The organism is Mesorhizobium sp. M0029 (assembly GCF_040323735.1).
Lineage (GTDB): Bacteria > Pseudomonadota > Alphaproteobacteria > Rhizobiales > Rhizobiaceae > Mesorhizobium.
In genome coordinates this window covers 1-26,814 of record NZ_JAMYVF010000034.1, presented here as the reverse complement: position 1 = coordinate 26,814, position 26,814 = coordinate 1, and the positions used below count along the sequence as shown (strand labels likewise).

At 61.1% G+C, this 26,814-nt stretch carries 23 protein-coding genes and 6 pseudogenes; 23 read left to right on the top strand and 6 right to left on the bottom strand.

Annotated elements, in window-relative coordinates; genetic code table 11:
* Positions 1-386: 386 nt before the first annotated feature.
* Positions 387-1,269, top strand: a pseudogene (locus NKJ76_RS30655) (IS1380 family transposase); the annotation flags it as partial.
* 168 nt (positions 1,270-1,437) lie between these two features.
* A pseudogene (locus NKJ76_RS30650) lies at positions 1,438-1,602 on the top strand (LysR family transcriptional regulator); the annotation flags it as partial.
* Here NKJ76_RS30650 and NKJ76_RS30645 read toward each other — a convergent pair.
* Entirely contained in the window at positions 1,589-2,794 is a 1,206-nt protein-coding gene (locus NKJ76_RS30645) for a beta-ketoacyl-[acyl-carrier-protein] synthase family protein (protein WP_023708073.1), read from the bottom strand. The pseudogene NKJ76_RS30650 and the gene NKJ76_RS30645 sit on opposite strands and share 14 nt — an antisense overlap.
* Positions 2,795-3,070, bottom strand: a complete 276-nt coding sequence (locus tag NKJ76_RS30640) for an acyl carrier protein (RefSeq protein WP_023708072.1) — start codon at positions 3,068-3,070, stop codon at positions 2,795-2,797.
* A 574-nt stretch (positions 3,071-3,644) separates the two neighbouring features.
* Between NKJ76_RS30640 and NKJ76_RS30635 the strand changes: the two are divergent.
* Both NKJ76_RS30635 and NKJ76_RS30630 read left to right on the top strand, forming a co-directional pair.
* Positions 3,645-3,746, top strand: a pseudogene (locus NKJ76_RS30635) (LysR family transcriptional regulator); the annotation flags it as partial.
* Between the two features lie 96 nt (positions 3,747-3,842).
* Positions 3,843-4,792: pseudogene (locus NKJ76_RS30630) on the top strand (IS1380 family transposase); the annotation flags it as partial.
* A 186-nt stretch (positions 4,793-4,978) separates the two neighbouring features.
* Here the strand turns inward: NKJ76_RS30630 and NKJ76_RS30625 are convergent.
* Both NKJ76_RS30625 and NKJ76_RS30620 read right to left on the bottom strand, forming a co-directional pair.
* Entirely contained in the window at positions 4,979-5,143 is a 165-nt protein-coding gene (locus tag NKJ76_RS30625; protein ID WP_023708068.1) for a hypothetical protein, read from the bottom strand.
* A gap of 56 nt (positions 5,144-5,199) precedes the next feature.
* A complete protein-coding gene (locus NKJ76_RS30620) occupies positions 5,200-5,589 on the bottom strand; it encodes a hypothetical protein (protein ID WP_023673549.1) in 390 nt (129 codons plus the stop codon).
* Positions 5,590-6,150: 561 nt separating this feature from the next.
* Between NKJ76_RS30620 and queC the strand changes: the two genes are divergently transcribed.
* The 3 genes from queC to queE are packed head-to-tail and all read left to right on the top strand — an operon-like array spanning position 6,151 to position 7,936.
* Positions 6,151-6,849, top strand: coding sequence for a 7-cyano-7-deazaguanine synthase QueC (gene queC / locus NKJ76_RS30615; RefSeq protein ID WP_023708066.1), 699 nt, complete (start codon positions 6,151-6,153; stop codon positions 6,847-6,849).
* Complete coding sequence (gene queD / locus NKJ76_RS30610; protein ID WP_023708065.1) at positions 6,849-7,205, top strand: 6-carboxytetrahydropterin synthase QueD; 357 nt, start codon at positions 6,849-6,851, stop codon at positions 7,203-7,205. The genes queC and queD overlap by 1 nt, the downstream gene beginning before the upstream one ends.
* On the top strand, positions 7,202-7,936 hold the full coding sequence (gene queE / locus NKJ76_RS30605) for a 7-carboxy-7-deazaguanine synthase QueE (RefSeq protein ID WP_023708064.1): 735 nt from the start codon (positions 7,202-7,204) through the stop codon (positions 7,934-7,936). Before queD ends, queE begins: the two co-directional genes overlap by 4 nt.
* Before the next feature lie 236 nt (positions 7,937-8,172).
* On the opposite strand, the pseudogene hemN reads toward queE, so the two are convergent.
* Positions 8,173-9,521, bottom strand: a pseudogene (gene hemN / locus NKJ76_RS30600) (oxygen-independent coproporphyrinogen III oxidase).
* Between the two features lie 152 nt (positions 9,522-9,673).
* Between hemN and NKJ76_RS30595 the strand changes: the two are divergent.
* From NKJ76_RS30595 to NKJ76_RS30535, 13 genes are all read left to right on the top strand, one after another.
* Positions 9,674-10,420 carry a Crp/Fnr family transcriptional regulator gene (locus tag NKJ76_RS30595; RefSeq protein WP_023708062.1) on the top strand — a complete coding sequence of 249 codons (747 nt, stop codon included), beginning with the start codon at positions 9,674-9,676 and terminating at the stop codon, positions 10,418-10,420.
* Between the two features lie 551 nt (positions 10,421-10,971).
* The gene (gene ccoN / locus NKJ76_RS30590; RefSeq protein WP_023708061.1) at positions 10,972-12,582 is read left to right on the top strand and encodes a cytochrome-c oxidase, cbb3-type subunit I; all 1,611 of its coding nucleotides are present in this window, start codon (positions 10,972-10,974) and stop codon (positions 12,580-12,582) included.
* 11 nt (positions 12,583-12,593) lie between these two features.
* A complete protein-coding gene (gene ccoO, locus NKJ76_RS30585; protein ID WP_023708060.1) occupies positions 12,594-13,325 on the top strand; it encodes a cytochrome-c oxidase, cbb3-type subunit II in 732 nt (243 codons plus the stop codon).
* Between the two features lie 11 nt (positions 13,326-13,336).
* Positions 13,337-13,486 carry a CcoQ/FixQ family Cbb3-type cytochrome c oxidase assembly chaperone gene (locus NKJ76_RS30580; protein WP_023690689.1) on the top strand — a complete coding sequence of 50 codons (150 nt, stop codon included), beginning with the start codon at positions 13,337-13,339 and terminating at the stop codon, positions 13,484-13,486.
* A gap of 2 nt (positions 13,487-13,488) precedes the next feature.
* Positions 13,489-14,352, top strand: coding sequence for a cytochrome-c oxidase, cbb3-type subunit III (gene ccoP, locus NKJ76_RS30575; protein WP_023708059.1), 864 nt, complete (start codon positions 13,489-13,491; stop codon positions 14,350-14,352).
* A 128-nt stretch (positions 14,353-14,480) separates the two neighbouring features.
* Positions 14,481-16,040: a cytochrome c oxidase accessory protein CcoG gene (ccoG, locus tag NKJ76_RS30570; RefSeq protein WP_352539096.1), complete on the top strand. Its 1,560-nt coding sequence runs from the start codon at positions 14,481-14,483 to the stop codon at positions 16,038-16,040.
* Complete coding sequence (locus NKJ76_RS30565) at positions 16,037-16,534, top strand: FixH family protein (RefSeq protein ID WP_352539095.1); 498 nt, start codon at positions 16,037-16,039, stop codon at positions 16,532-16,534. The genes ccoG and NKJ76_RS30565 overlap by 4 nt, the downstream gene beginning before the upstream one ends.
* Positions 16,531-18,819 (top strand): cation-translocating P-type ATPase, encoded by a 2,289-nt coding sequence (locus NKJ76_RS30560; RefSeq protein ID WP_352539094.1) that lies wholly within the window; start codon positions 16,531-16,533, stop codon positions 18,817-18,819. The genes NKJ76_RS30565 and NKJ76_RS30560 overlap by 4 nt, the downstream gene beginning before the upstream one ends.
* Entirely contained in the window at positions 18,816-18,986 is a 171-nt protein-coding gene (gene ccoS, locus NKJ76_RS30555) for a cbb3-type cytochrome oxidase assembly protein CcoS (RefSeq protein WP_023697810.1), read from the top strand. Before NKJ76_RS30560 ends, ccoS (NKJ76_RS30555) begins: the two co-directional genes overlap by 4 nt.
* Before the next feature lie 66 nt (positions 18,987-19,052).
* Complete coding sequence (locus NKJ76_RS30550) at positions 19,053-19,820, top strand: CBS domain-containing protein (protein WP_352539093.1); 768 nt, start codon at positions 19,053-19,055, stop codon at positions 19,818-19,820.
* A 101-nt stretch (positions 19,821-19,921) separates the two neighbouring features.
* A complete protein-coding gene (gene ccoS, locus NKJ76_RS30545; protein WP_352886926.1) occupies positions 19,922-20,038 on the top strand; it encodes a cbb3-type cytochrome oxidase assembly protein CcoS in 117 nt (38 codons plus the stop codon).
* A 416-nt stretch (positions 20,039-20,454) separates the two neighbouring features.
* Positions 20,455-21,636, top strand: coding sequence for a 5-demethoxyubiquinol-8 5-hydroxylase UbiM (ubiM, locus tag NKJ76_RS30540; RefSeq protein WP_023808102.1), 1,182 nt, complete (start codon positions 20,455-20,457; stop codon positions 21,634-21,636).
* Between the two features lie 293 nt (positions 21,637-21,929).
* Positions 21,930-23,840, top strand: a complete 1,911-nt coding sequence (locus tag NKJ76_RS30535; protein ID WP_352539092.1) for a putative bifunctional diguanylate cyclase/phosphodiesterase — start codon at positions 21,930-21,932, stop codon at positions 23,838-23,840.
* Between the two features lie 94 nt (positions 23,841-23,934).
* Here the strand turns inward: NKJ76_RS30535 and NKJ76_RS30530 are convergent, their stop codons facing one another.
* Positions 23,935-24,216: a DNA -binding domain-containing protein gene (locus NKJ76_RS30530; protein ID WP_081726268.1), complete on the bottom strand. Its 282-nt coding sequence runs from the start codon at positions 24,214-24,216 to the stop codon at positions 23,935-23,937.
* A 104-nt stretch (positions 24,217-24,320) separates the two neighbouring features.
* Here NKJ76_RS30530 and NKJ76_RS30525 point away from each other — a divergent pair, with 104 nt between their 5' ends.
* The 3 genes and pseudogenes from NKJ76_RS30525 to NKJ76_RS30515 all read left to right on the top strand — a co-directional run bounded on the left by NKJ76_RS30525 (position 24,321) and on the right by NKJ76_RS30515 (position 26,723).
* Positions 24,321-24,554, top strand: coding sequence for a helix-turn-helix domain-containing protein (locus NKJ76_RS30525; RefSeq protein WP_023708050.1), 234 nt, complete (start codon positions 24,321-24,323; stop codon positions 24,552-24,554).
* Positions 24,555-25,093: 539 nt separating this feature from the next.
* Entirely contained in the window at positions 25,094-26,056 is a 963-nt protein-coding gene (locus NKJ76_RS30520) for an ArdC family protein (protein ID WP_023753774.1), read from the top strand.
* A 246-nt stretch (positions 26,057-26,302) separates the two neighbouring features.
* Positions 26,303-26,723, top strand: a pseudogene (locus tag NKJ76_RS30515) (DUF2958 domain-containing protein).
* The last annotated feature ends 91 nt before the right edge of the window (positions 26,724-26,814 follow it).

Sequence of the window (26,814 nt, the reverse complement as noted above, 5' to 3'; positions counted from 1 at the left end):
CCGCCCTTTCCGGGCCTTCCTAGGGCCTACCACCCCACCAAACGGGCCCCCACTTCTGGGGGGGGGGCCGCCGCCACGCGCCCCCCCCCCCCCCCCCCCCCGGCGCCGGCCGCGCTTCTAGAAAGATCGAAGTAGGCACTCGCTTGCGCTCTGCCCGCTGACACCTTGTGGTTCCTCCTGCGGGTCCAGCGGACCACCATGGGTGTCGCCAGTTCTGGTGGTCACGCGCCTCCATTTGCGATCTCGTGTCAGTGAGTGCACCGCAGCACCCTCTCTGCTAGCCTGAAAAAGCCATGGGGGTTGGTGGATGTGGCGCAAGCCCGTTGAAATGACGTAGGAATGCCTACTTAAGCCGATCCGAACCATTTCCCGAGACCACACCCACCATGAACGATCTTGCGCTGCCGCTGAGCGGTTTGTCATCAGTCGGCGGCAAGTCCGTCGTCGCCCGTTTCGACGGCGGCATGCTGTCGTCCAACAGCGGCGTTCTGGCCTAGGCCGAGGTGGAAAAGCGGTTGCGGGTGGCCGAGCGTCTGGCGCGTTGCATCGACGATCCGCGCTGCCCGGACCAGGTCGTCCACAGTCTGGCGGACATGATCGGCTTTCGCATGAAGATGATCGCCGCCGGCTACGAGGACGGCAACGACGCCAACCGGCTGCGCCGCGATCCGGTCTTCAAGACGGCCCAGGATGCGCTGCCGTCGGGTCGGAATCTGGCGTCGCAATCGACGCTGTGCCGGCTGGAGAACCTACCCGGGGTGCGGGAGCTGGTCGCGATGGGACGGGCGATGGTCGATCTCTATTGCGCCTCGTTCCGGCAAGTGCCGAAGCGGATCGTACTCGACATTGACGACACCTTCGACGCTGTGCACGGAGGCCAACAGCTTCGCCTGTTCAATGCACCATGACGAGTACGGCTTCCAGCCGATCGTCGTGTTCGATGGTGCGGGACGGTTCGTCAGCGCGATCCTGCGACCGGCCAAGCGGCCGAGTGGTGCTGAGATCCGCCCCCACCTGCGCCGTCTGGTGCGGGCGATCCGGATCAACTGGCCGAACATTCGAATCCTGCTCCGCGGCGATAGCCATTATTGCAACCCGCAGGTCATCGACTGGTGCCGCGCCAACGATGTCGACTTCATCTTTGGCCTCGCGCCCACCACGACCCTGCGCAAGCATGTCGCGGATCTGGAGGCCAGCACGACCGCGCGCTTCGAAGCGTCGGCCAAGACAGGCAAGGTCCGCAGGTTCAAGAAGTTCGTTGACGGCGCCCGCGGCGCGGCCGGGCCGGCAGCACTCAGGCGACATAACGGGCGCAGAGCCGACCCTGCGGCTTCCAGAAATTTGTCGTGTACAGCTTCAGACCCTCAAGCCGAGCCCGCAGGGCCTCGCTTACCTTTTACGGGGCGGCGGTACGTCCAAGCCGGTTCAACAGTTAAGAATTTCGCAAAGACGATACCCCCGGATCGTCGAGCTTCCGCTGCCACTTCCCGCATTCGCCGAGGCGGTCAATGACCCGCCCTTCACAATAGTTATCCGGCAAGCATCTGGATGCGAGAGATAATGTTGCCGGAGGCATCTCTCATGGCTTCTACACCTGCCTGAACGCCAGAACCGCGTTCGTGCCGCCAAAGGCGAAGGAGTTGCTCAGTGCCACGCGCACCTTGCGCTCGCGTGCCACATTGGGCGTGACGTCGAGATCGCAATCGGGGTCCAGCTCACGATAATTGGCAGTCGGCGGCACGACGCTCTCGCGGATAGCCATCACGCAGGCGATCAACTCGAGCGCGCCGGAAGCGCCGAGGCAATGCGCGTGCATGGACTTGGTAGAAGAAATGGACATTGAGAAGGCGTGCTGACCGAAGACGCGCTTGATCGCCGCCGTCTCGATCTGGTCGTTGGCCTTGGTGCCGGTGCCGTGCGCGTTGAGATAGTCGACATCTTCGGCATCCAGCCTGGCATCGGCAAGGCAGGCCCGCATTGCTGCCTCCGGCCCCTCGACAGTCGGCGCGACGATGCCGGACGCATCGGCGGAAAGGCCGGCACCCGCAATTTCGGCAAGGATGGTGGCGCCCCGAGCCAGGGCATGCTCGTAGCTTTCCAGCACCGCCATGCCGGCTCCTTCACCAAGCGACAGGCCCTGGCGATCGGCCGAGAATGGCCGGCAAGTATCGGGCGAAAGCACGCGGATCGCTTCCCATGCCTTCAGCACACCCCATATGAGCGGCGCTTCGCTGCCGCCGGCAAGCATCACGTCGGCCCGGCCGAGCCTGATCTGGTCCACCGCGCAGGCAATCGCATGGTTTGCCGAGGAACAGGCGGACGTGACGCCGAAGACCGGCCCGCGCAGGCCGAGACTCATGCTGACCTGGCCGGCAGCGGCACCCGGCATCGCCTTGGGTACAGTCAAGAGAGCGGCACGCTTACCGCCCAGCAGGATGGCGCGGTAGGTTTGCTCGATCGCATCCCACCCGCAGCCGCCAACGCCCACCGTCGCACCGAAGCGATAGCTATTTCCCTCTTTGGAGGAAAGTCCGGCCTGACGCATGGCTTCCCGCGCCGCAAGCACAGCGAGCAGGCTGAAGCGGTCCATGGAGATGAGTTGCTTGCTGTCGATGTCATGCTCCGGCAGGGCCTTGATCTCGGCACCGATCCTGACCCTCAATTCATGGAACTCGGAGTTGACGATTGGGCCGATGGCGGAGCGGCCTTCTCGCATCTCTGTCCAAATGGCGGCGGCGTTGGTTCCAAGCCCGCAAATTCCGCCAATCCCAGTAATCACGACGCGCCTGTCCATTCACACCCCCGTAGCGAGCAAGCTGCGCACGGCTTCCACCATGTCCCCAACATTCTGGAGATCCGACCATGCCTCGGCCGTATTCATCTCGATCTCGATGCCGTAGGCCTGCTCCAGGTCCCAGAGAACGTCCGCCAATCCCAGTGAATCGATACCGAGCGAAGTCAGTCCCGTGGCGGCCGTTATCTCGCCGCCCGTGGCAGGCGCTATGCCGCCCTCCGACGCGGCGCGCTTCTTGATCATTGCGATTATTTCGTTGGCGAGTTGATCTGCCATCTTGTTCCTTTCTAGCTTGCGTTTTCGGCGTCGTTCAAAACCCGAGTCGCGTCGCGTTGCCAAAATTGCCCCTCATAGAGCCTGTGCGACCGACCAAGCCCAATGCCCATAGGAACCGGACGAGCTCCGGCTTCTTCGGCGTCAGCCCGATGACGAAGAAGAGTCGCCGGCCTCCCGGTTTTGCGCCAGCACATCAAGAATCTGCGTGTAAATGGATAGGAACCGTCGTCAAACGTCAGCTAAACGCTGCGACGGTGGGTGCCGTCAGCGTATTCACTCGGCACCTCATATGTAATCGAGATGTTTCATAGCTCCGGACCAGTTGCGATCAACTATGTACCGGTCGCCATTCGTCGGAGAGTTCGACATGATTTGGAGCGCTGCCTCTCATTCCCAGTACAATCTCCACCGCACGCGACAGATTTCCTCTTTCGGGCTCTTCTCAAGGGACTCGCCACGCGATAGAGGCAGTCATCGGCGCACGTGAGGTCCTGCCAGGTCCATGCGACATTCCGGAAAATTGGTAAAATCGTTTGTTTCAATCAAATTCATCCACGCTATGGATAGCTAAGACATGCGTTTCAAAGGGCTCGATCTGAATCTTCTCGTCGTTCTCGACGCGCTGCTTAGCGAGCGCGGCCTCACGGCGGCGGCACGCAGCATCAACCTAACCAAATTCATGTGGGTTGGTGGATGTGGCGCAAGCCCGTTGAAATGACGTAGGATTTGGTTGCTTAAGCCGATCCGAAATTTCCCGGAGACCACACCCACCATGAACGATCTTGCGCTGCCGCTGAGCGGTTTGTCATCAGTCGGCGGCTAGTCCGTCGTCGCCCGTTTCGACGGCGGCATGCTGTCGTCCAACAGCGGCGTTCTGGCCTTGGCCGAGGTGGAAAAGCGGTTGCGGGTGGCCGAGCGTCTGGCGCGTTGCATCGACGATCCGCGCTGCCCGGACCAGGTCGTCCACAGCCTGGCGGACATGATCGACTTTCGCATGAAGATGATCGGCGCCGGCTACGAGGACGGCAACGACGCCAACCGGCTGCGCCGCGATCCGGTCTTCAAGATGGCCCAGGATGCGCTGCCGTCGGGTCGGGATCTGGCGTCGCAATCGACGCTGTGCCGGCTGGAGAACCTACCCGGGGTGCGGGAGCTAGTCGCGATGGGGCGGGCGATGGTCGATCTCTATTGCGCCTCGTTCCGGCAAGTGCCGAAGCGGATCGTACTCGACATTGACGACACCTTCGACGGTGTGCACGGAGGCCAACAGCTTCGCCTGTTCAATGCCCACCATACGAGTACGGCTTCCAGCCGATCGTCGTGTTCGATGGTGCGGGACGGTTCGTCAGCGCGATCCTGCGACCGGCCAAGCGGCCGAGTGGGGCTGAGATCCGCCCCCACCTGCGCCGTCTGGTGCGGGCGATCCGGATCAACTGGCCGAACATTCGAATCCTGCTCCGCGGGGATAGCCATTATTGCAACCCAGGTCATCGACTGGTGCTGCGCGTCGACTTCATCTTTGGCCTCGCGCCCACCACGACCCTGCGCAAGCATGTGGCGGATCTGGAGGCCAGCACGACAGCACGCTTCGAAGCGTCGGCCAAGAGAGGCAAGGTCCGCAGGTTCAAGAAGTTCGTTGACGGCGCCGCTAGTTGGAGCCGCGTCGAGCGCATCATCGCGCGGGTCGAGGTCGGCGCCCACGGTGGCGATATCCGCTTCGTCCCCCGCCTGCCATCACGCCGGAGCAATCCCGGCGCCTGACGAGGCGCGTGGAAAAGCACCGCAACGGCGACCACAGCGTCGCTTCAGGCCGTCAAAAGCTTATCGCCGTGCATCAAGGCGGCTAGATGGCAACGAGGCTTATGCCGCCCGAGCATCGCAGCTAAGTATGCATGAGGGGTCGTCCCTTCAAAATACTTGATACATTTGCGCTTGCGTAGCTCCTTGCATACGCTCGATGCCAGGAGGAGACCTCTGTTCTAAACGCTCGCATCGATGCAACGCCGTTGACACCATCATCGCGGCGACCCCTTTGCCGCGGCCGCCGCAGCCCGTTTCGAGCATGACGATCATGCCGGCGCCATCGCAGTGATGCACTTGCAAATTCAGAGATGCACTCTGGCCAAATGCTAGGTGCCCAGCATATGTCCGGCATCCCGCAACGCCGCTACGAAGAGACGGGCATTGCCGTTGGCATCCATCTTGGCCTGCATCGACAGGGGCATCCTGTGCCAGCTCTCCAAGGCCGCAATGTAATGTGAGAACATACCGTTAACGATGCAATAGTGGGTAACTAGGCCGTGTCCGTCTAACGCCAGCACGCCGAATTGGCCGCCGTGATATCGGATGGCTGCGACCCTCTGGACCTGCGCGTCACCGTCGATCCGCACGTTGAAAAGCAGGCTGCCGCGGCTCCTGGTGGCTATCTCGGCGGCTTTTTCAGCGAAGCTCAACGAGAGCGAGCGGACGCTTTCGACTGCCATCTGTAAAACCATCAAGTTCAGTTCATCCACTGCCATAAGGTACCTGTGCGCAAGACATGGGTGATTGCAATCGACCACACCGCTTGTTCACAGATGTCGGCTCACGACCGGTTATTCAGGGTTCGCCGGTTATCCATTGAGGGCGTGCTCATCAAAATGATCCTGACGTGGAATGCGCTGCATCTACGAAGCGCGAGGAGCAGGCCAGCCAAAGCTGTCGCGACAATTGATCTCATAATCCACCCCGATATCTGGATTTCGGCATCGCTGAACATCCCTGGTAAGTGAGCTGTTTGCGGCAAGCCCATCTCAGCTTTGTACTCCGAAACCGTTGCAATGGAGTCGCTCGGCGCTCGGGACCGACAGGCTCTGCTCGTCGAGAACTTTGTCCCCGAGAAGCGTTCGACTTTGAGCATTCCGCTGAAGGGTGACGTCTCGCCAGTCAGTGTCCTTGCAGCTCACCGCGATGGCTTTTTGCGCATCGCACGCAAGCGCACGAATTGGTCTCCGTTCACTTCACAAAATGGTTTTCCTGAAGTACTGGAGCGCAGAGAAATCTCCGGTCGCAGCCTACCCGGTTAAAACAAGGATCCAACGATGAAGACTCTCGTCGTCTGCTCCGGCGGATTGGATTCCGTTACTCTTGCCCACAAGGTGGCAGCGGAGCACCAGCTGACCGGCCTGCTATCGTTCGATTACGGCCAACGGCATAGGAAGGAATTGGGCTTCGCCACCCTTTGCGCGGAGCGCCTGAGTGTCCCGCAGCGAATCATCGATATCCACGAGATCGGCGGCGACCTTTCCGGCTCCGCGCTGACCGACAATGTGGACGTGCCCGACGGGCACTATGCGGAAGACACGATGAAGATAACGGTGGTGCCCAACCGGAACGCCATCATGTTGGCCATTGCCTTCGGCCTCGCCGCAGCGCAAGACGCTGACGCAGTGGCGACGGCCGTGCATGGTGGGGATCACGTTGTCTATCCCGATTGCCGTCCGGCCTTCATCGACGCTTTCCAGATGATGCAGGACCACGCGCTCGACGGCTACGCGCAGATTCGCCTTTATGCACCCTATGTGAACCTGACGAAGGCGGACATTGTTATGGATGGAGCCACATACGGCACGCCGTTTGCGCAGACCTGGTCCTGTTACAAGGGCGCCGAGCGTCATTGCGGGAGGTGCGGGACCTGCGTCGAGCGGCGTGAGGCGTTTCACATCGCTGGGCACCCGGACCCAACCGAGTATGAGGACTCCGACTTCTGGCTCGGAGCGCTGCGAAGGACCACCGCGTAATGTTCCGCATCACCAAGGAATTCCACTTCTCAGCCTCGCATCAGCTCACCTCATTGCCACCCGATCACCAATGCGCGCGCCTGCACGGACATAACTACATCGTCGAAGTGGAGCTTTCAGCGGATGGACTGGACGATCACGGCTTCGTGCGCGACTACCACGACTTGGCGCCATTCAAACGCTACATCGACGAGAGCTTCGACCACCGGCATCTCAACGACGTGCTGGGACACGAGCAAATCACGGCGGAATATCTGGCCAGACATTTCTACGACTGGTGCAAGGCACGCCTGAGCGAAACCGCGGCCGTGCGGGTGAGCGAAACGCCGAAAACCTGGGCGGAATACCGGCCATGACGAATACTCATCCCGCAATCCGCGTTAGCGAGATTTTCGGGCCGACGATCCAGGGCGAGGGCGTGCTCATAGGTTTGCCGACGATCTTCGTCAGAACCGGCGGGTGTGACTATCGCTGTTCCTGGTGCGACAGCCTCCATGCTGTGGACAATCAATTCCGGCATGAATGGGAGATGATGTCCGTTGGGGCGGTGTGGAAAAATGTGCTTGCCCTTTCCGGTGGCCGCCCGGTGATGGTGTCGCTATCAGGCGGCAATCCGGCCATCCAGCCGCTCGGCGCGCTCATCGACCGGGGCCATGGTGACGGTTACCGTTTTGCGCTGGAAACCCAAGGGTCGCTTGCCAGGGACTGGTTTGCGCAGCTTGACGTGCTGATCCTCAGCCCAAAGCCGCCGTCAAGCCGAATGACGACAGATTGGGCCGCTGTCGAGGCGTGCCTCCAGGCGGCACAAGGCAAGCCCCAAGTCGTGCTCAAGCTCATTGTTTTCGACGAAAGGGACTACACCTACGCGAAAGACGCCGCTGCGCAATTTCCGCAACTTCCGATCTATCTGCAGCCCGGCAATCACACGCCGCCACACCCCACAAATGATGACGCGCCTGTCGACCTTGACGGAATATTGAAGCGCATGGAGTGGCTGGTTGACAGCGTGACCCGCGACAGATGGTTCGAGGCCCGCGTGCTGCCGCAGCTGCACGTTGTGCTCTGGGGTAACAAGAGAGCCGTCTAGCCCAGGCCCTTTCCACTGGAACTGCGCCGGCAGAATTCGGGTGAACGGGTGGTTCAGGTCGAAGGGAGCTGTCGCCGACAACCATGATCCGACAGGCAGGGCTCGAGCGGACGATATCGTCGCTGCGCCAAGACGCGTCTGGTCCGCTCAGAATCTTGTCTCGATAGACGGTCGCCGATCAACAAACGTACCGCGGTCCATGATCGACTGAGAGGCATGACCGTTCCTCTGAGTGCTCAGACTGCCGCCGAGTGCCTGGCCGTTCCAGCTTCGAAATATTTGTCGAACCTGGCCGCGATGCTTCGGACGAAAGGGCGACTTTCAGCCGGCACAACGAATCTGTCGCCATCAAGTTCAAGCAATCGAACCGGATCGTGGAGGGCCATGGAACTTGACTGAAGGAGGAGCCTCTGGCCGGCCTCGCCGAAGCGTTCCACCAGATCGATGGCCGAGAAGGCGAAGTCGCACATCAAACGTTCGATGATCCAGCCGCGAACGCGGTCGTCGTTGGAAAGTGCGATACCCCGAACAGCGGCCAGCCCGCCGTCATCAACCATGCGTCTATATTCGCTAGTTGAAGGCATGTTCTGCGCATAGCCTTGCCGAACTGGCTAATGGATGACGGGCCGAGCCCGATCAAGATTTCGCAGCAATCGTCCGTGTAGCCCTGAAAGTTCCGGTGCAAAGTCCCGGTGTGTGCCGCAATCGCCAGCGCATCGCCTGGTTTGGCGAAATGGTCGAGCCCGATTGCCTCGTATCCATTGTCTACAATCGCCTGTGCAGCCAGTTGCGACTGGGCAAAGCGCTCCGCGGGACCCGGCAACCAGGCCTCGTCGATCATCGTCTGATGTTTCTTGAACCACGGTACATGCGCGTAGCCAAACAGTGCGATCCGATCCGGTTCCAGGGTCAGTGCCTGCGTGACCGTAGAAGCGACGCTTTCCCTGGTCTGGTGCGGCAGACCATAGAGCAGGTCCAGATTGACGGATTCGACGCCGCGCGAACGAACGCCGTCGACGACCGTCTTGGTCTGCAGGAAGCTCTGCTCGCGGTTGATCGCCTTTTGCACCTTCGGATCGAAATCCTGAACGCCGAGGCTCGCACGGGTCATGCCGATTTCGGCAAGCGCATCGAGGCGGGCATCGTCCATATCGTTGGGTTCGATTTCAACGCTGATCGTGGCGCCGGGAAGAAAGCCGAAGCTGTTGCGCAGGGCGGTTCCCAGCGCCACCATATCTTCGGGTTTGAGCATGGTCGGCGAACCGCCACCGAAATGGACGGCACGGACGCGACCCTTGCCTGCGACAAGACTGGCGACGGTGGCGATCTCGGCATGCAGTGAGCGCAGATATGTGGTCACCGGTTCGTAATGGCGTGTCTGCTTGGTATGGCAGGCACAGAACCAGCAAAGCTTGTCGCAGTATGGGATGTGCAGATAGAGCGAGATTTCGTCGCCCTCGTCGAGCCGCTGTAGCCAGCCACGACAAACGGTAGCGTCAACGCTTGCATTGAAATGCGGCGCGGTCGGGTAGCTCGTGTAGCGCGGGACGTTCTCGCCAAATCTGGCAACTAGCTTTTGTCGCATGTCGTGGTCCACCGTGTTTGCGTCGCCCGAACTGTGGATGCTTGGATGAGCCTAAGCCCTGATTTCGATCAACCTTCAGCACGGACAAACTGCCGCAAGGATTTTTCTACCGTGGATGCTATCCTGCCCGCACGGACCGTTAGAGCGATCGAATGACATTACGGCAGGATATTCACAGTTCCGGCATCCCCGTTCTTTGCCTGTCTTGCGAGGCACGGCGCCGCGGTGTCTGTGGCGCGCTAGAGCCAGACCATTTGGCTCAGCTCGCCAAGACGTCGTCGCGGCACAATATCGAGCCGGGGGTCGAACTGATCGGCGACGCCGAGGCGGTCGACTGTTATTCGAACGTGCTTTCAGGCGTGGTGAAGCTCACGAAGAGCCTGTCAGATGGACGCCAACAGATTGTCGGCCTGCAGTTCGCCCCGGATTTTCTGGGTCGGCCCTTCAAGATGAAAAGTGCGATCAATGCGGAAGCGGCAACAGCTGTCTCGCTATGCTCGTTTCCCAGAGCGGCCATCGAACGGATGATGAAGCAGTCACCCGAATTTGTGCATCGCCTGCTCAAGCAGGCGCTGAACGAACTTGACGAGGCACGCGAATGGATGGTGACTCTGGGGCGCAAGACCGCACCAGAGAAGGTGGCGAGCTTTCTCCTCATGATTGCCCGGAACATCGACTCCAATGTTGACCCGACGGCTAGCTCGACGTGCTTCGAGCTGCCGATGACGCGTGCCGACATTTCTGATTTCCTTGGAATCACAAACGAGACCGTGAGCCGTCAGCTGACCAGCCTGAGAATGGACGGCGTGATTCGGATCGAGAACAACCGCCGCGTCACCGTGGACAGCATGAGCCGGCTGGAACGGCGCTGCGGCGGCCGAGGCGCTACAGCCGTTTGAATGACGCAGAAGCTGCATGGCCCCCGTCACCTACTTCATTCGGGGCAGGGCATGCTCGCGTTGGGCTCAGAAGAAGTCGCGTAGCGACAGCCCGTTCTCCATCCGATTGTATGCGCCAGTTGCCTTTCGGCTCGTCGGCGAAGCATCCACACTTGGCCGAAGTCAATACGCCTCATCCGCAGGGGAAAATCGCCGTCCCCAAGCCATGAATGTCACGACGGCAGCGTAACGCTGGCGCTGGCTGTTCCAAGGCATTGAACGCGGGTTCGGTAAGGCGTCGACGTGCTTTCCAGCGTCGCAGAAGGTGCGCTCCCCCACACGCCCGCGGTCGCCTCCGCACCCGGGGCCCGACCGGGGACGCCAGGCCCCATCCATAAACGGGCGGCCGGTGGTGCGCTTCCACCTTCGATCGTCGCAGTCTGATCGCACCGAACTCGATGCTGCTCGAGCAAAATGGTGCGACTCTGACATGGATCAGGGCGAGCAGGCGACGGCTGCGCAATAAGGCACCGCGGTTTGGCATCCGCCGAAATTGGAAATCGGGGCTTGCGATGAAATTCGGCAAAGAAATCGTGCTTCTAAGCCTGTTCGCATTCGCGGCTTTGGTGGCGGCTGGCGCTGGGGTGGATGAACCCTTTCGCCAGCATATGTGGGTCTTGTTCTTCGCCTTGGCTGGCTTCACTGCGATCCTACTGCGTAACACTGAGTTCAAGCCTGCCGCTCCGATCGACCCGTCCGCCTACATGGATGGTCCAATCCGCTACGGCGCCATCGCCACCATGTTCTGGGGTGTGGTTGGCATGCTGGTCGGGGTGGTCATCGCGCTGCAGCTTGCCTATCCCGATCTCAACATCCAGCCCTGGTTCAACTTCGGCCGCTTGCGGCCTCTGCACACCTCGGGCGTCGCCTTCGCCTTCGGCGGCAACGCGTTGCTTTGCACGTCTCTCTATGTCGTCCAACGCACATGCCGCGCCCGGCTGTTCGGTGGCGATCTCGCCTGGTTCGTGTTCTGGGGCTACCAGCTCTTCATCGTCATGGCCGCGACAGGTTATCTGCTCGGCATCACCGAGAGCCGCGAATATGCGGAACCCGAATGGTATGTCGACATCTGGCTGACCATCGTCTGGGTCGGCTACCTGATCCTGTTTCTGGGCACCATCCTGAAGCGCAAGGAACCGCACATCTACGTCGCCAACTGGTTCTACCTTTCCTTCATCGTGACCATCGCGATGCTGCATGTGATCAACAACCTGTCGATGCCGGCCTCCTTTCTCGGCTCCAAGAGCTATTCCGCATTTTCCGGAGTCCAGGACGCCCTGACGCAGTGGTGGTACGGCCACAATGCCGTCGGGTTCTTCCTCACCGCCGGCTTCCTCGGCATGATGTATTATTTCGTGCCCAAGCAGGCAAACCGGCCGGTCTATTCCTACCGTCTGTCGATCGTCCATTTCTGGGCAATCATCTTTCTCTACATCTGGGCTGGGCCCCATCATCTGCACTACACGGCCTTGCCCGACTGGGCGCAGACGCTTGGCATGGTGTTCTCGATCATGCTGTGGATGCCGTCATGGGGCGGCATGATCAACGGCCTGATGACGCTGTCGGGCGCCTGGGACAAGCTGCGCACTGACCCGATCATCCGCATGATGGTGATGGCCATCGCCTTCTACGGCATGTCCACCTTCGAGGGCCCGATGATGTCGATCAAGACGGTCAATTCTCTGTCGCACTATACCGACTGGACCATTGGCCACGTTCACTCCGGTGCGCTCGGCTGGGTCGGCATGATCTCGTTTGGCGCAATCTACTTTATGGTGCCGAAGCTGTGGAACCGTGAACGGCTCTACTCGCTTCGCCTCGTTACCTGGCACTTCTGGCTGGCGACGCTTGGCATCGTTGTCTACGCCGCTGTCATGTGGGTGTCCGGCATCATGCAGGGCCTGATGTGGCGCGAATACGACGAGCAGGGCTTCCTGGTCTACTCCTTCGCCGAAACCGTGGCCGCTATGCACCCTTATTACATCATGCGCGCCATCGGTGGGGCCATGTACCTCTCCGGCACCCTGATCATGGCCTGGAACATCGCCATGACCATCCTCGGCTACCGGCGCGAGCAGGATCCGATGCCGCGCTCCACCCCCGCCCTCCAGCTTGCGCGATGATGAGACAGAAAATGAGGTTGATGAACAGACACGCGGTCATCGAGAAGAACGCTACACTTCTCCTCCTCGGGTCGCTGCTGGTCGTGACAATCGGCGGCATCGTCGAGATCGCGCCGCTCTTCTATCTCGATAATACGATCGAGAAGGTGGAAGGCATGCGCCCCTACTCGCCGCTCGAACTTGCCGGGCGAAACATCTATGTCCGCGAGGGCTGCTACCTCTGCCACAGCCAGATGATCAGGCCGTTCCGTGACGAGGTCGAGCGCTACGGCCACTACAGCCTGGCGGCCGAGTCGATATACGACCACCCCTTCCAGTGGGGATCGAAGCGCACCGGACCGGATCTCGCCCGCGTTGGCGACCGGTATTCCAACCTGTGGCACGTGGATCACCTGACAGATCCACGGTCCGTGGTGCCGGAATCGATCATGCCGAGCTATGCCTTCCTGAAGGACAAGCCGATCGCGGTGAAGGACTTCTCGACGCATCTGGTCGCCAACAGGCGCGTCGGCGTCCCTTACTCCGACGACATGATCGCCAACGCCAATGCCGATTTGATGGCGCAGGCTGATCCCAACGCTGACACATCCGGCCTCGAGGCCCGCTACCCCAAGGCCAAGATCGGCGACTTCGACGGCTACCCGCAGCAAGTCACCGAAATGGACGCGCTGGTTTCTTATCTCCAGATGCTGGGCACGCTGGTCGATTTCAAGAACTACGATGAGACCGCCGGCTACCGCTGAGGACAATGGCCATGACGTACAATTTCATGCGGGAGTTTGCCGACAGCTGGGGCCTACTTGCCATGGCTCTTTTCTTCATCGGATCCGTTGCCTTTGCAGTTCGTCCCGGAAGCCGCAGGCAAGCCGGCGAAGCAGCTCAAATTCCTCTGAAGGAGGACTGATCATGAGCAGCGATCACATCGACGAGGTTTCCGGCATCTCAACCACCGGTCATGAGTGGGACGGCATCCGGGAGCTCAACAACCCGCTTCCGCGCTGGTGGATCTGGACGTTCTACATCACCATAGTCTGGGCGATCGGCTACACCATCGCCTATCCGGCATGGCCTCTGCTGCACACGGCAACCAAGGGGGTGCTCGGCTACTCCAGCCGCAACGATGTCGGGAACGATTTGTCCGCGGCTGAAGCGGCCAAGGGCAAATATGTCGCCGCGATAGAAGCGAAAAGTGTTTCGGAGATCGCGGCGGACGACACGCTGCGCAAATTCGCCGTCGCCGCCGGCGGTGCCGCGTTCAAGCTCAATTGCGTGCAGTGCCATGGTTCCGGCGCCCAGGGCTCCAAGGGCTTCCCCAACCTTAACGACGACGACTGGCTGTGGGGCGGCAAGGCGGACCAGATCCAGCAGACGATCACCCATGGCATTCGCTTCGCCACCGATCCGGATACGCGCCTGTCGGAAATGCCCGCCTTTGCCGACATCATCACCGCCGACCAGATCAAACAGGTCAGCGCCTACGTCGCCAGTCTGTCGGGGGCCGTCGTCAATCAAGCATTGGTCGCGCCGGGCGCAGAGGTCTTTGCCGAAAACTGCGTGGCCTGTCATGGCGACAATGCAAAAGGCAACAAGGAACTCGGCGCTCCAGATCTGACCGACGCCATCTGGCTCTACGGGTCAGGCGAAGCGGCCATCGCCGCCCAGGTAACCGCACCGAAACACGGCGTGATGCCGGCTTGGGGCGCGCGCCTCGGCGAGATCAAGGTCAAGGAACTGACGGTCTACATCCATTCGCTTGGCGGCGGAGAATAGGAAAGCAGCCTATTCTCGTCCTCCCCCTCCCGCCAAGCGACGAGGCCCGGCGCAAGCCGGGCCTCGGCATCATCCAGAACCGATGAGTCGGCTTCCGGCGAAATCGTCGCTGGTGACTGGAGCTTCTCGTGCTCGATAACACGCAAATAGAACGGATCGAACCCACGACGTTCAACTCCGCCAAGGTGCGCCAGCCAATGTATGCCGCGCGCAGGAAGATCTTCCCGAAGCGGGCCTCGGGCAGCTTTCGCCGATTCAAATGGATCGTGATGGCGATCACGCTCGGCATCTACTATCTGACGCCGTGGCTGCGCTGGGATCGGGGCTCGTTTAGCCCGAACCAGGCCGTGCTGCTCGATGTCGCCAACCGGCGCTTCTATTTCTTCTTCATCGAGATATGGCCCCAGGAATTCTACTATGTCGCCGGCCTTCTGGTCATGGCCGGCGTCGGTCTTTTCCTGATCACATCGACTGTTGGCCGTGCCTGGTGTGGCTACACATGCCCACAGACCGTATGGGTCGATCTGTTCCTGGTCGTCGAGCGCGCGATCGAGGGCGACCGCAACGCACGCATCAAGCTCGATGCCGGTCCTTGGACCACTCGTAAGCTTGTGCTGCGGGCATCGAAACACGTCATCTGGCTGGTCATAGCCGCAGCGACTGGTGGCGCATGGATCTTCTATTTCGCCGATGCGCCGACGCTGCTCGGCGAACTCTTCACCGGCACGGCAGCGCCTGTCGCCTACATCACCGTCGCGGTCCTGACGGCGACGACCTACACGTTTGGCGGGCTGATGCGCGAACAGGTCTGCACCTATATGTGCCCATGGCCGCGCATCCAGGCAGCCATGCTCGACGAGAGCTCGCTCACCGTCACCTACAATGACTGGCGCGGCGAACCGCGCACGCGTCACGCCAAGAAGGTTCTTGCCGCAGGGCATCCCGTCGGCGATTGCGTCGACTGCAATGCCTGTGTCGCCGTCTGTCCGATGGGGATCGACATACGCGACGGTCAGCAACTCGAATGCATCACCTGCGCGCTCTGCATCGATGCCTGTGACGGCGTCATGGACAAGCTCGGCAAAGCGCGAGGACTGATCTCCTACGCGACGCTCTCCGACTACAACGCCAACATGATGCTGGCCACCGCAGGCGGCGCCAGCTCGGTCGATCCATCACTGGTCAGGACGGATGACGGCGTGTTTTCGGACAGGGTGGCGCATTTCCATATCCGCAAGATCTTTCGGCCACGAACCTATGTCTACATGGCCATGTGGTCGCTGATCGGGCTGGGCCTGCTCTTTTCGCTGCTGACGCGCGACCGGCTCGAAATCAATGTCCTGCACGACCGCAACCCGCAATTCGTGACGCTCTCGGACGGCTCGATCCGCAATGGCTATACCGTCAAGCTCTTGAACATGATCCCCGAACCGAGAACGATTATCGTCACCCTCGGGGGTTTGCCAGGCGCGGAGATGAGCATCGTTGGCGTCGATCTCCCCGCCGATCGCTCCTTTGCAGTCCAGGTCGAACCCGACCGGCTGAAGATGTTGAAGGTTTTCGTGCGCCTGCCCGCCGACCAGATTCATGGCCAGGCGCAGACCTTCACATTCCGGGTCGAAGACAAGGTCAGCTTCGAGTCCAACGAATACACCGCCACCTTCAACTCGCCGGAGATCGCCAGATGAACGCCACCACGCGAAACCCCCGCGAGTTCACCGGCAGGCACATGTTGGCCACGATCCTTGCCTTTTTCGGCGTGGTCATCGCGGTCAATGTGACGATGGCGACGCTTGCCAACACAAGCTGGACCGGCCTTGTCGTCGAAAATACCTATGTGGCGAGCCAACAATTCAACAAGAAGGCCGAGGAAGGCCGTGCGCAGGCAGCGCTTGGCTGGACCGGCCAGTTGACCATCGCATGGGGCGAAGTCCGCTATCGCATCATCGACGCCGCGGGCAAACCGGTTTCCCTGCATGGCGTGAAGGTGCTGTTTCGCCATCCGGCTTACGAGAAAGAGGATGAGTCCGTCACGCTCGCCCTGGTCTCTGGCCAGGAGTTTGCAGCACAACACGTGCCAAGGGATGGTGTCTGGATCATCGAAATAGACGCCGATGCCGGCCTGGCAAGACCTTATCGCGACGTGCGCAGGGTCATGATTTCCCAAGGGGTGCTGAAATGAGCTGCTGCGCGCCGGGCGCTGAAATGGCGCTGGATCTGGTCAGCCCCGCTTCGGTCCTGCCATCAAGCCAGGAGGTCAGGCTGGCGAGCCGGTCGCTGGGCGATGACCTTCATCAGACCGACCTGTCGGTACCGACGGTTCACTGCGGCGCCTGCATCCAGATGATCGAGACCGCGTTGGGAAAGCTCAATCACGTCCAGGCCGCCCGCGTCAACCTTTCAACGAAGCGGGTCTCGGTCCAGTGGCGCGGCGATGAGGTTCCACCATTGGTCGCAGTGCTCGGGCGCCTGGGCTACCAGGCACATCTGTTCGAAGCCGACACCGATGCGAAGGACAGGACGTTATCGGAGCTCATCCGCGCCGTCGCCGTTGCCGGCTTTGCGGCGGGCAACATCATGCTGCTCTCGGTATCGGTCTGGTCCGGCGCCGAAGGCGCCACGCGCGATTTGTTCCACTGGGTCTCGGCGCTCATCGCCATTCCCGCCCTCGCCTTTGCCGGCGGGATCTTCTTCAAATCGGCGTGGACTGCGCTGCGCCACGGCCGCATGAACATGGACGTGCCGATCGCCGTCGGCGTGTCGCTGGCCTACGCCATGAGCCTCTATGAGACGATCACCCATGGCGACCACGCCTATTTCGACGCGTCGGTATCGCTGCTGTTCTTCCTGTTGATCGGCCGCACGCTCGATCACGTGATGCGCGAACGCGCGCGGACCGCGGTAAAGAACCTGTCACAGTTGGCTGCGCGTGGCGCCATGGTGCTGCGCGGCGATGGCGCACGGGACTATTTGCCGGTTGGCGAAATCGAACCGGGGATGCAACTGCTCATTGCAGCCGGCGAGAGAATCCCCGTCGACAGCACGATCGTTCATGGAGCGTCGGATCTTGACTGCTCACTGGTCACTGGCGAGAGCACGCCGCGAAACGTCGCGCCAGGGGAGATTGTGCAGGCCGGTGTCCTCAACCTCACCGGTCCGCTGACGATTGAGGCGACAGCGGCCGCCAAGGATTCGTTCCTGGCGGAAATGGTTCGGTTGATGGAGGCCGCCGAAGGTGGTCGCGCCCGGTATCGCCGTATCGCCGACCGCGTGTCGGCACTCTACGCGCCCGTGGTTCATCTCACCGCCTTGGCAACCTTCCTGGGCTGGATGGCGGTGACTGGCGACTGGCACCGGGCGATGACGATCGCAATCGCTGTTCTCATCATCACATGCCCGTGCGCGCTTGGCCTCGCCGTTCCAATCGTTCAGGTGGTGGCCGCGCGGCGCCTGTTCGAAAACGGCATCATGGTCAAGGACGGCTCGGCCATGGAGCGCCTGGCAACGATCGATACAGCCGTGTTCGACAAGACCGGCACGCTCACGCTTGGCCAGCCCAGGCTCGTCAACACGTCGTCGATCGATCCCGCCATGCTGGCAATCGCTGCCGACTTGGCCGCGCATTCGCGTCATCCATATTCAAAGGCCATTGCCGGCTTTGCCGTCAGCAGCAGCCAGCACAAATTCGATGCGGTGACCGAGCACCCGGGTTTCGGGATCGAAGCCACCGCCGCCGGTATCACCTGGCGGCTGGGTCGACGCGGATGGGCTGGCTGGAAGGCTCGAACCGGCGGCGAAGGCAAACATGGCTACGGCGGAACAGTCCTGACGAAAAACGGCATGATTGTGGCATCCTTCGTTTTCGAGGATGCGCTGCGCCTCGACACCAGGGCAGCGATCGATCAACTGCGCAACGCTGGTATGTGCGTGGAAATGCTGTCGGGCGATACCGCCAAAGGCTGCGCCGAGGTTGCGGACGTGCTTGGTGTCGATGACTTCGTTCCCTGCCTGCTACCGTCCGGCAAGGTTGAACGCATCGAGAGCCTGGCGAGAGACGGGCACAAGGTTCTGATGGTTGGCGACGGGCTCAACGACACGCCGGCGCTGAGCGCCGCGCATGTCTCGATCGCACCCGCCACCGCCGCCGACATTGGCCGCAATGCAGCCGACTTCGTTTTTCTGCGCGAAAGCCTCTTGGCGATCCCGCTGGCGCTGGACGTGTCGCGCAAGGCGGGAAGCCTGATCCGACAGAACATAACAATTGCTATCGTTTACAATGCTGTGGCCGTGCCGATCGCCATTCTGGGTCATGTTACGCCTCTGATCGCGGCGGTCGCGATGTCTGCCTCGTCATTGCTTGTGATTGGAAATGCGATGCGTCTGCAAGGCTTCCCAACGGGTGCGTCGTCCGAAACTGCGCGGCAGGACAGGCCCGCGCGGGCCGGCGCCTTGGCCCGATCCTCATGACGACGCTCGCCTATCTCATTCCGGTGGCGCTGTTCCTTGGCGCACTCGGCCTGTCCGGCTTCCTGTGGGCATTGAGAAGCGGCCAGTACGACGATCTCGATGGCGCGGCGGAGCGCATTCTTATCGACCGCGACGACGGCGCGGAGAATCCTCCTCGTTCCAAGTGACTTAGATCAAAGCGCCGCGCGTCGGGATGCCCCATCGTCGTCCGACGTAAGATCAGGAGGGTGAGGATGCAAGCCGAAGCCATCATGACGAAGCCAGTCATCACGACGGATGCGAACGCGACGATCGCCGAAGCGGCCGAGCTCATGCTTTCAAACAAAGTCAGCTGCCTCCCGGTAACGGACAGCGACGGTGCCCTGGTTGGCATTGTAAGCAAAAGCGACTTCTTGCGCCGAGAGGAACTTGGGACCCAGCGTGTGCGTCCGCGCTGGCTGGAGTTTGATCTTGGCCCGGGCACAGTCGCCGAAGACTATGTGCGCTCGAACGGACGGATCATCCATCAGGTGATGACCACACCCGTCATCTCGGCGCCTCCTGGCGCCTCGATTGCAGATATTGTCGACTTGATGATGCAACACCGCATCAACAATGTGCCGATTGTCGATCAGGAAAGGGTCGTCGGCATCATCACGCGAACTGATTTGCTGCCTGTCCTGATCCGCGCAATGCCGAAACAGGGCACCACGCCACCCGATGACGACCTGATCCGCAAGGCCATACTTGCCGAGCTGCAGGGACAATCGTGGAGCGGTGGTGACTTGATTGATGTTAGGGTCAGCGACGGCCTCGTCGAACTGACCGGGGCGATTGTCGACGAGCGTCAGCGGAAGGCTGCGATCGTTGCGGCTGAGAAGGTTGCCGGCGTCGGGCAAGTCAAGGACGGCCTCCTCCTCAGTACGGATCCGTTCGGTGACGGTTTCATAGCTGCGGAAAAAGCGGGGACGCGGAGCAGAGTCCCTTTGGTTCTGCTCCCTTCCCACATCACTTGGACATGAGGCCGTCGGCGAGTTGCTTCGGCGTATAGCGCCCGTCATGGTTGGCGAGCACGCTGTCGGCAGCGAAGACGCCCGTCCTGAGGGAATGCGATGGCCGCTGCCTGTTTTGGTGGGGCTTGGACCGGGGCTTCCTGTGGATCTTGACGAGCGGCCAATACGAAGATCTCGACGGCTCCGCCCAGCGGATCCTTATCGATCGGGAAGAGCCGCGAGGCTGAACCGGTCGGCGGCGTCAACGACTGTGCGGATGCTGGTCGTCATCGACCGAATCTTTAGCTGGATTGCCTCGTCATGATGATATCGGCGCGCGTGCGAAGAACGGATCAGCCACAACACGTTGCCGAACCTTTGGGTAGGAGGGGCACGCGATTGGGAAGCCGACCATTCAGAATGCCTAGACATGCAAACGTTTTCGCGGCAATCGACCACTCGACCGTGAACCCGCCGTTGCCGGGTTTGTCGAGCCTGGTTGATCCAGATCAGCGTTATCTCTTAGTCGGCGTGGTTTCATTGACCATGCTTCCAACGGAGAACGCATGTCTATCGACGCTGGGGAGATGAGCGGCAAACCGTGGGTGATTGCGATGCTTCAAGAGCGCTTCGTATCGCAGATAGCCGCTATGGCGGCACGCTGATGGCCGGCTCTGTCGACACATTCGACATCATTGTTGTCGGAGCTGGCCCGGTCGGACTTGCCTTCGCAGCATCGCTCGCCCGGAGCCGACTCAAGGTGGCAGTGGTTGAACGGCAGTCGCTCGACAGCCTGGCGAATCCGGCTTTCGACGGTCGCGAGATCGCGCTGACCCACGCATCAGTGAGAATCCTTCGCGAGCTCGGCGCCTGGGATGCCATCCCCGCATCGGACAAATCACCGCTTCATGGCGCGCGCGTGCTCAACGGGTCGAGCCCTTTCGCCCTGTGCTTCGATACTCCCAGCGGATCTGGGGAACCACTCGGATTTCTGGTCCCAAATTGTCGGATCCGCGATGCCCTGTTCAAAGTTGTCTACTTCCAGGATCATGCCCGGCTGCTGTGCGGCAACTCGGTCGTCAATGCAACAACCAGCGACGACGAGGCGGTCATAGCGCTTTCTGATGGCAGGCAATTGGCCGCTCGGCTGCTCGTCGCAGCGGATTCGCGTTTGTCCGCGATGCGCGACCTGCTCGGCATTGGCGCCAACATCCATCCGCTTGGCCACTCCATGCTGATTTGCCGAGTGAGGCACGAGCGCTTCCATCACCAGATCGCGGTCGAATGGTTCGACCACCATCAGACCATAGCGATGTTGCCGCTCATGGAAGGCGTGTCGTCGCTGCTTCTGACTTTGCGCTCAATCGAGGCCGATAGACTGTCTGTTCTCGATGACGAATTGTTCCTCATGGAATTGATGAACCGGTGTCGAGGACGCCTCGGGCAGATGACCCTGGCAAGCACCCGCCATGCCTATCCGCTGGTCACGACCTGGGCGCACAAGTTCTCGGCACCGAGTGCGGCACTGATAGGAGACGCTGCCATCGGCATGCACCCCGTGACCGCGCATGGCTTCAACATAGGCCTAAGCGGCCAGAAGCAACTCGCTCATAAAATACTGACAGCATGTCGCGCCCGCCGCGACATTGCCGATCCCGACATGCTCGGCAGATACGAAAACCGGCTGCGGCTGTCGGCGGCGCCGCTCTATCATGCCACCAACATGCTTGTCGGTCTTTACTCAAGCGAGCACCCGGCGGCACGGCTTGCAAGACATGCTGGGCTCCGCTTTGCCCAACATCTTCCCTTTGTCCGCCATGGCATTTCGGCCATGCTCAGGCGGTGAATCGCACAGAGCGCTACCGCTCTGGAGCGCTGTCTCGGCGCGGCTTCTTTGTCTTGCTCGCTCGCAGCGTCGCGGGCAAGGCTGCTTCCTGGTGACGTTGCCGATCATGGCATGACTCGGATCAAGGCACGCGCGCGGGCGAAACCTTGATGATTCGGCAATGCTAAGCCAAAGGTGTGACCCGAAGCATGGTGAGCGCACTGGTTACCCTCGCTGGGTAGTTAACCCGTCCTTCAGTGGGCTTGCATAGGTTTGGTCCTCGCGAACAATGACGCAAGCAAGCTGGTCCATTCATGGCACCCCTAAAGAAAGAAGAATCGCTGGAGGCCAAAATCCGTCAGGATCAGCTTGCTGACCTGAGGGCCGGGCTCTTCGTGTCGATGCCGATAAGCGCGATCCTGTCAGGCCTGATTTGCGGGGTGCAGGCCCTTTCTGGCGGCGGCTTTGCCGCTGCAAGCTGGTTCCTGGTCGTCAATGCGCTAAATGCCGCCCGGCTTGCACTCGCCCGTTTTCAGCTAAAGGAAACGGGGCGCAATCAGGATTTGCTTGGCGTTTTGCCGCGCCTTCGCATGTTTGGCGTCCTTGCCCTTCTGGCAGGGTTTGCCTGGTCCTTCCCGGCCGTGCTGACTGTTGGATACACAACACCTCAAGCACCGATGCATCTGGTCATACTGGCGGGCATTTCAGCTGGTGCGGTTACATATGGCAGCTCGTATGCCGCCGCGGCGACCAGCTTCATCACACCTCCACTCCTCATCACGGTGGCGTGCCTTTTGGCGAAAGGCAATTTTGAACGCTACATTCTGGCTTTCACCGTTCTGCTCTTCATGGGCGGCTTGGTCCGAGCTTCGTTTGTTGGGCAGGCGCGCTTCCGCGAAGCAAGCCGCCTGAGACATGAGGCAGAGCGACTTGCGTCGGAAATGGAGCGCAACTCCAGGGAGGACCATTTGACCGCCCTTCTCAACAGGCGGGGCCTTGAACACGCCATCGGTCGGTTCAAGACCGCGGATGGCCCCTTCGTGGCAATGCTGATTGATCTGGACGGCTTTAAATCTGTCAACGACACCTACGGTCACAGGACCGGTGATGAACTGCTTGTCATGATCGCCCGCCGCATAGAGCAGGAAGCACCGGAAGGCTCAACGCTAGCTCGTATTGGCGGCGATGAATTCGTGCTGGTTTTTCCCTCAACGAGAGCTTCGCTTTCTGCCAGTGATCTCGCCTCCAATATCATAGCCAAAATTGCTCGCCCCTATATCGGGGTCGCGTCCGTGCGCGTCGGGGCATCGATAGGGATATACTTGGCACAGACGTCGAGCCTGACTGAAATGCTGTTGCGGGCCGATATCGCCCTTTATACGGCCAAGCGCCATGGCAGGAACGAATTTTGCCTGTTCGATGCCGAACTCGACCGGGAACTCCAACGCCGCCAGTCCATCGAACGGGACCTTCATTCGGCGATAAAGACGGGAAGATTGCAACCTTGGTTCCAGCCGATCGTGAAACTCGACACCGAGGCCGTGGTCGGTTTTGAAGCCTTGCTGAGATGGTCCCATCCGACACATGGTGCCATCTCTCCACCCGAAATCATCACAGCCGCACGCGAAACCGGAATGCTTCAGCTGCTGACGCAAACCGTATTCGCCGACTGTTGTGCTTTTATCGACGGCTTGGTGAAAGCTGACTGTCGTAACATTCGTGTGGCGATGAATGTTTCCCCGCGCGAACTGGAAGCCGGCGATATCGACGACATGGTTCTGGATGGTCTGGCCGCAAGAGGCCTGCCTGCGACGATGTTCGAAATCGAGATTACCGAAGAATCGCCGGTGGACCCGGACAGAGTGGATGAAAAGCTCGGACGGCTTTCACATGCCGGTATTTCCATCGCGCTCGACGACTTCGGCACCGGCTTTTCTACCTTGGCATCTCTCAAGGACCGTCGGATACGCAAGGTGAAAATAGACCAGGGCTTCATTCGCGGCTTGGCCAAGTCCCGAGAGGACCGACTGCTTGTCAAATCGGTCATTGAACTCGGTGAGATGCTCGGGATCGACGTCATGGCCGAGGGCGTCGAAACAGAGGCGGATCGGCAAACCCTGCACAAGCTTGGCTGCCGAACCGCTCAAGGCTTCCTCTTCTCCAAGGCTGTGCCTTTGATGCAAGCACTGGAAGTGGCAGTCAAACAGCACGCGAACCAGTTGTGACCGCTCCCGCCGCGCCGGCTGTCGCGGCCGTGCGCTGCCGAATTTGGCTACAGAGACTTGCCTGATCGAAACACGTGGCAGTGGGCGTTGTGCATCAGCCGGCGAACAGTTCCTTGTAGCCGGTCGTCACCATCCAGTTCGCACGGTCGATATGGCTGCGAAGAGCTTTGCGGGCGCGGACCGGGTCAATGGACGGGTCGATGCCGAGAATGCGCTCGGCCATCTCCTTTTCGCTGGCATTGTCGGCGCAGGCATCCAGGATCCGCAGGTAGATCGTGAAATGCTCCCTGTCGTAGCTCGTGAGGTTCTCCGACCAGGGGACTTCATCGCTCAAACTTGAGCTTCGAGTCTCATCCGTTCCCATTGGTCCATTCATGCCTGCGAACCTCGCCTGTGAGCGCAGGCAGTATATCCCAAAATGGGATAATCCGAAACCGGGATTAGTCGCTGATCCGGTCTTTACCCGACCGGTTCGCCTCCATGCCCAAATCCCTTCGATCGCCCCGCCACCAGCGGTTCCTGGCCCGGCTGGTTTTGCTGCGCAAGGCCAAAGGCCTGACCCAGAAGCAGCTGGCTGACAAGCTTGGTCGTCCCCAATCCTTCGTGGCCAAGTACGAGGGCGCAGAGCGGCGTCTCGATGTCATCGAGTTTCTCGACATAACTGCGGCCCTTGACGCTGATCCGTGCGAGATTCTCTCCAGCCTCCGGTCCTAGCGGGCGCGCCGCATCTATCATGATCACGGACAGGAATATTGAGTGGGACAACGCCTCAATTTGTTGAAAGGCGAGCGCTGGTTTTCGGAGGAAGCCGCGCGCACGGCGCCGATGCCTTTTGGTTCTCGACGTAACTGCGGCGCCTGACCATGTGCGAAAAAACTTGGCGGGCGCCCGCGCGCCTGACGACGCGCACCAGGTGCTCGTGAACCGAGCCCGCTTTTCTTCGGCAAGCTCAGGCGGTCTCGGCCATTCGGCTTCGCCCCTTGGCGTGGGCAGCCCTTCGGGCTGTGACGGCCGCCGCCCTTGCGGGCGGCGCGGTTTGTCTGTTGGCCTTTCCCGGTGGCGCGGGGCGGGCGGCACTCCCTTCTAGACCCGCCGCGGCAGCCCGCAACCCTTCGCGTGCCGCTCAGGGTCCTCCTCTTCGTTCCGGTCCTTCGGATGCGGTCCGCCTACCACGGCGGGCCTTTCCGGTCGCGACTCGCCGCCCACCCCGCTTCCGGGGAAAGGCGCGGCGATTGGCGAGCGGAGGATAACACATGCGTGCAAACAGCAAGCGTACCACCAGCGGAGAGGCTGGCGCAGGCAAGGGCAGGCGCCCAGGCGCAAGCCTCTATCAGGAGATCACCGACCGCATCATTGCCGAGCTGGAGCGCGGCACCGTGCCATGGGTCAAGCCATGGGGCAGCGCAAAAGCAGGCCTCGGCCTGCCGAGGAATGCGTCCACGGGGCGCACCTATTCCGGCATCAATATCCTCATCCTGTGGGGCGCCGTCATCGAGCGCAGCTATCCCAGCCAGAAATGGCTGACCTTCCGGCAGGCGCTTGCCCTGGGCGGCAATGTCAGGAAGGGCGAGCGCGGCACGACGATCGTGCATGCCGACCGCTTTGTCCCAAAGAACGAGAAGGAGCGCGCACGCCACGAGGGCGATGCACCACAGGCCGTGCCTTTTCTGAAGCGCTTTACCGTCTTCAATGTCGCGCAATGCGACAATCTTCCGGAACACCTCCATGCCCCTGCCGAGCCGCTGCCACAGTGCGAGATCGTGCCGCAGGCCGAGACGCTCATTCTCGCCAGCGGTGCGGATTTCAGGGTCGGCGGCGATCGCGCTTTCTACATGCCGTGCAGCGACCACATTCAGGTGCCGCCGCAGCCAGCGTTCCATCAGCAGATCGACTATTACCGGACCTGCTTTCACGAGCTAGGCCACTGGACCGGCCACCCGACGCGGCTTGCTCGCGACCTCTCCGGCTCGTTCGGCTCCAAGGCCTACGCGCGTGAAGAATTGGTCGCCGAAATCACTGCCGCCTTCGTCTGCAGCAATCTCGGCATCGAGCCGACCGTGCGTCACGCCGATTACATCGGCTCATGGCTGAAGGTGCTGCGCGAGGACAACCGCGCTATATTCCGTGCCGCCAGCCTAGCTTCGAAGGCCGCTGATTTCCTGTTTGGCCTTCCGGCCGATGCGGAAGGCGAGGCGCAAGAAGGCATTGCGGCATGACGATGCGCGACCTCAACTGACCGCGACCGAGCCGACGCCGCAAAGGAGCAGACGCTCATTCCCGGCGTCCAGCCGATCACCACGCGGGCAAACCCTCCTGATGGACGCGCCGATGTGTCCGCGCGCGGCGCAAAGCTGCTCGAGGTCGGTCTCTAATGGGGAGGCGGATCAGAGGAAGGTCCGGTGAACCTTTCTCCCGCCGGACGCAAGAAGTCAACGCGACCCGTTCTGACAAGGAGTCTTTCCATGATACTGATCACCAATCCACTGCGCGCACGACTGCTCGCCCATGGCGCCGCCGGCGCCGACATCGACCATTTTCCCGTTGTGAAACTGTTGGATCCGACAGGTGCCGCGACCTCGCTTCTGAGCGAACTCGACGCCGATGGCGACACGCTGTTCGGTCTTTGCGATCTCGGCTTCGGCTTCCCCGAACTTGGCAGCGTCAGTCTGGCCGAGCTTGCATCCGTAAAAGGGCCGCTTGGCCTCGGCATAGAGCGCGACCTGCATTTCCAGGCGCGCTTTCCGATCTCCGTCCATGCCGAAGCCGCCCGCATTTTGCAGCCACGTCACCGAGGCCGAGCGACTGCTGCGGCAGGCAGCAGACGCCCTATCAAAGCCCCATTCCGAGCTTCCGCCCGACACGGCGGAACAGCAGCGCCGATAGGCGCAAAAACCGTCCCGCCCGCGGGGCGCGCGGGGCCCCCCCGGCGGGGTCACCCCGCCGGGCGGCGTATTTTGAGGCCGCACCCCGTGGG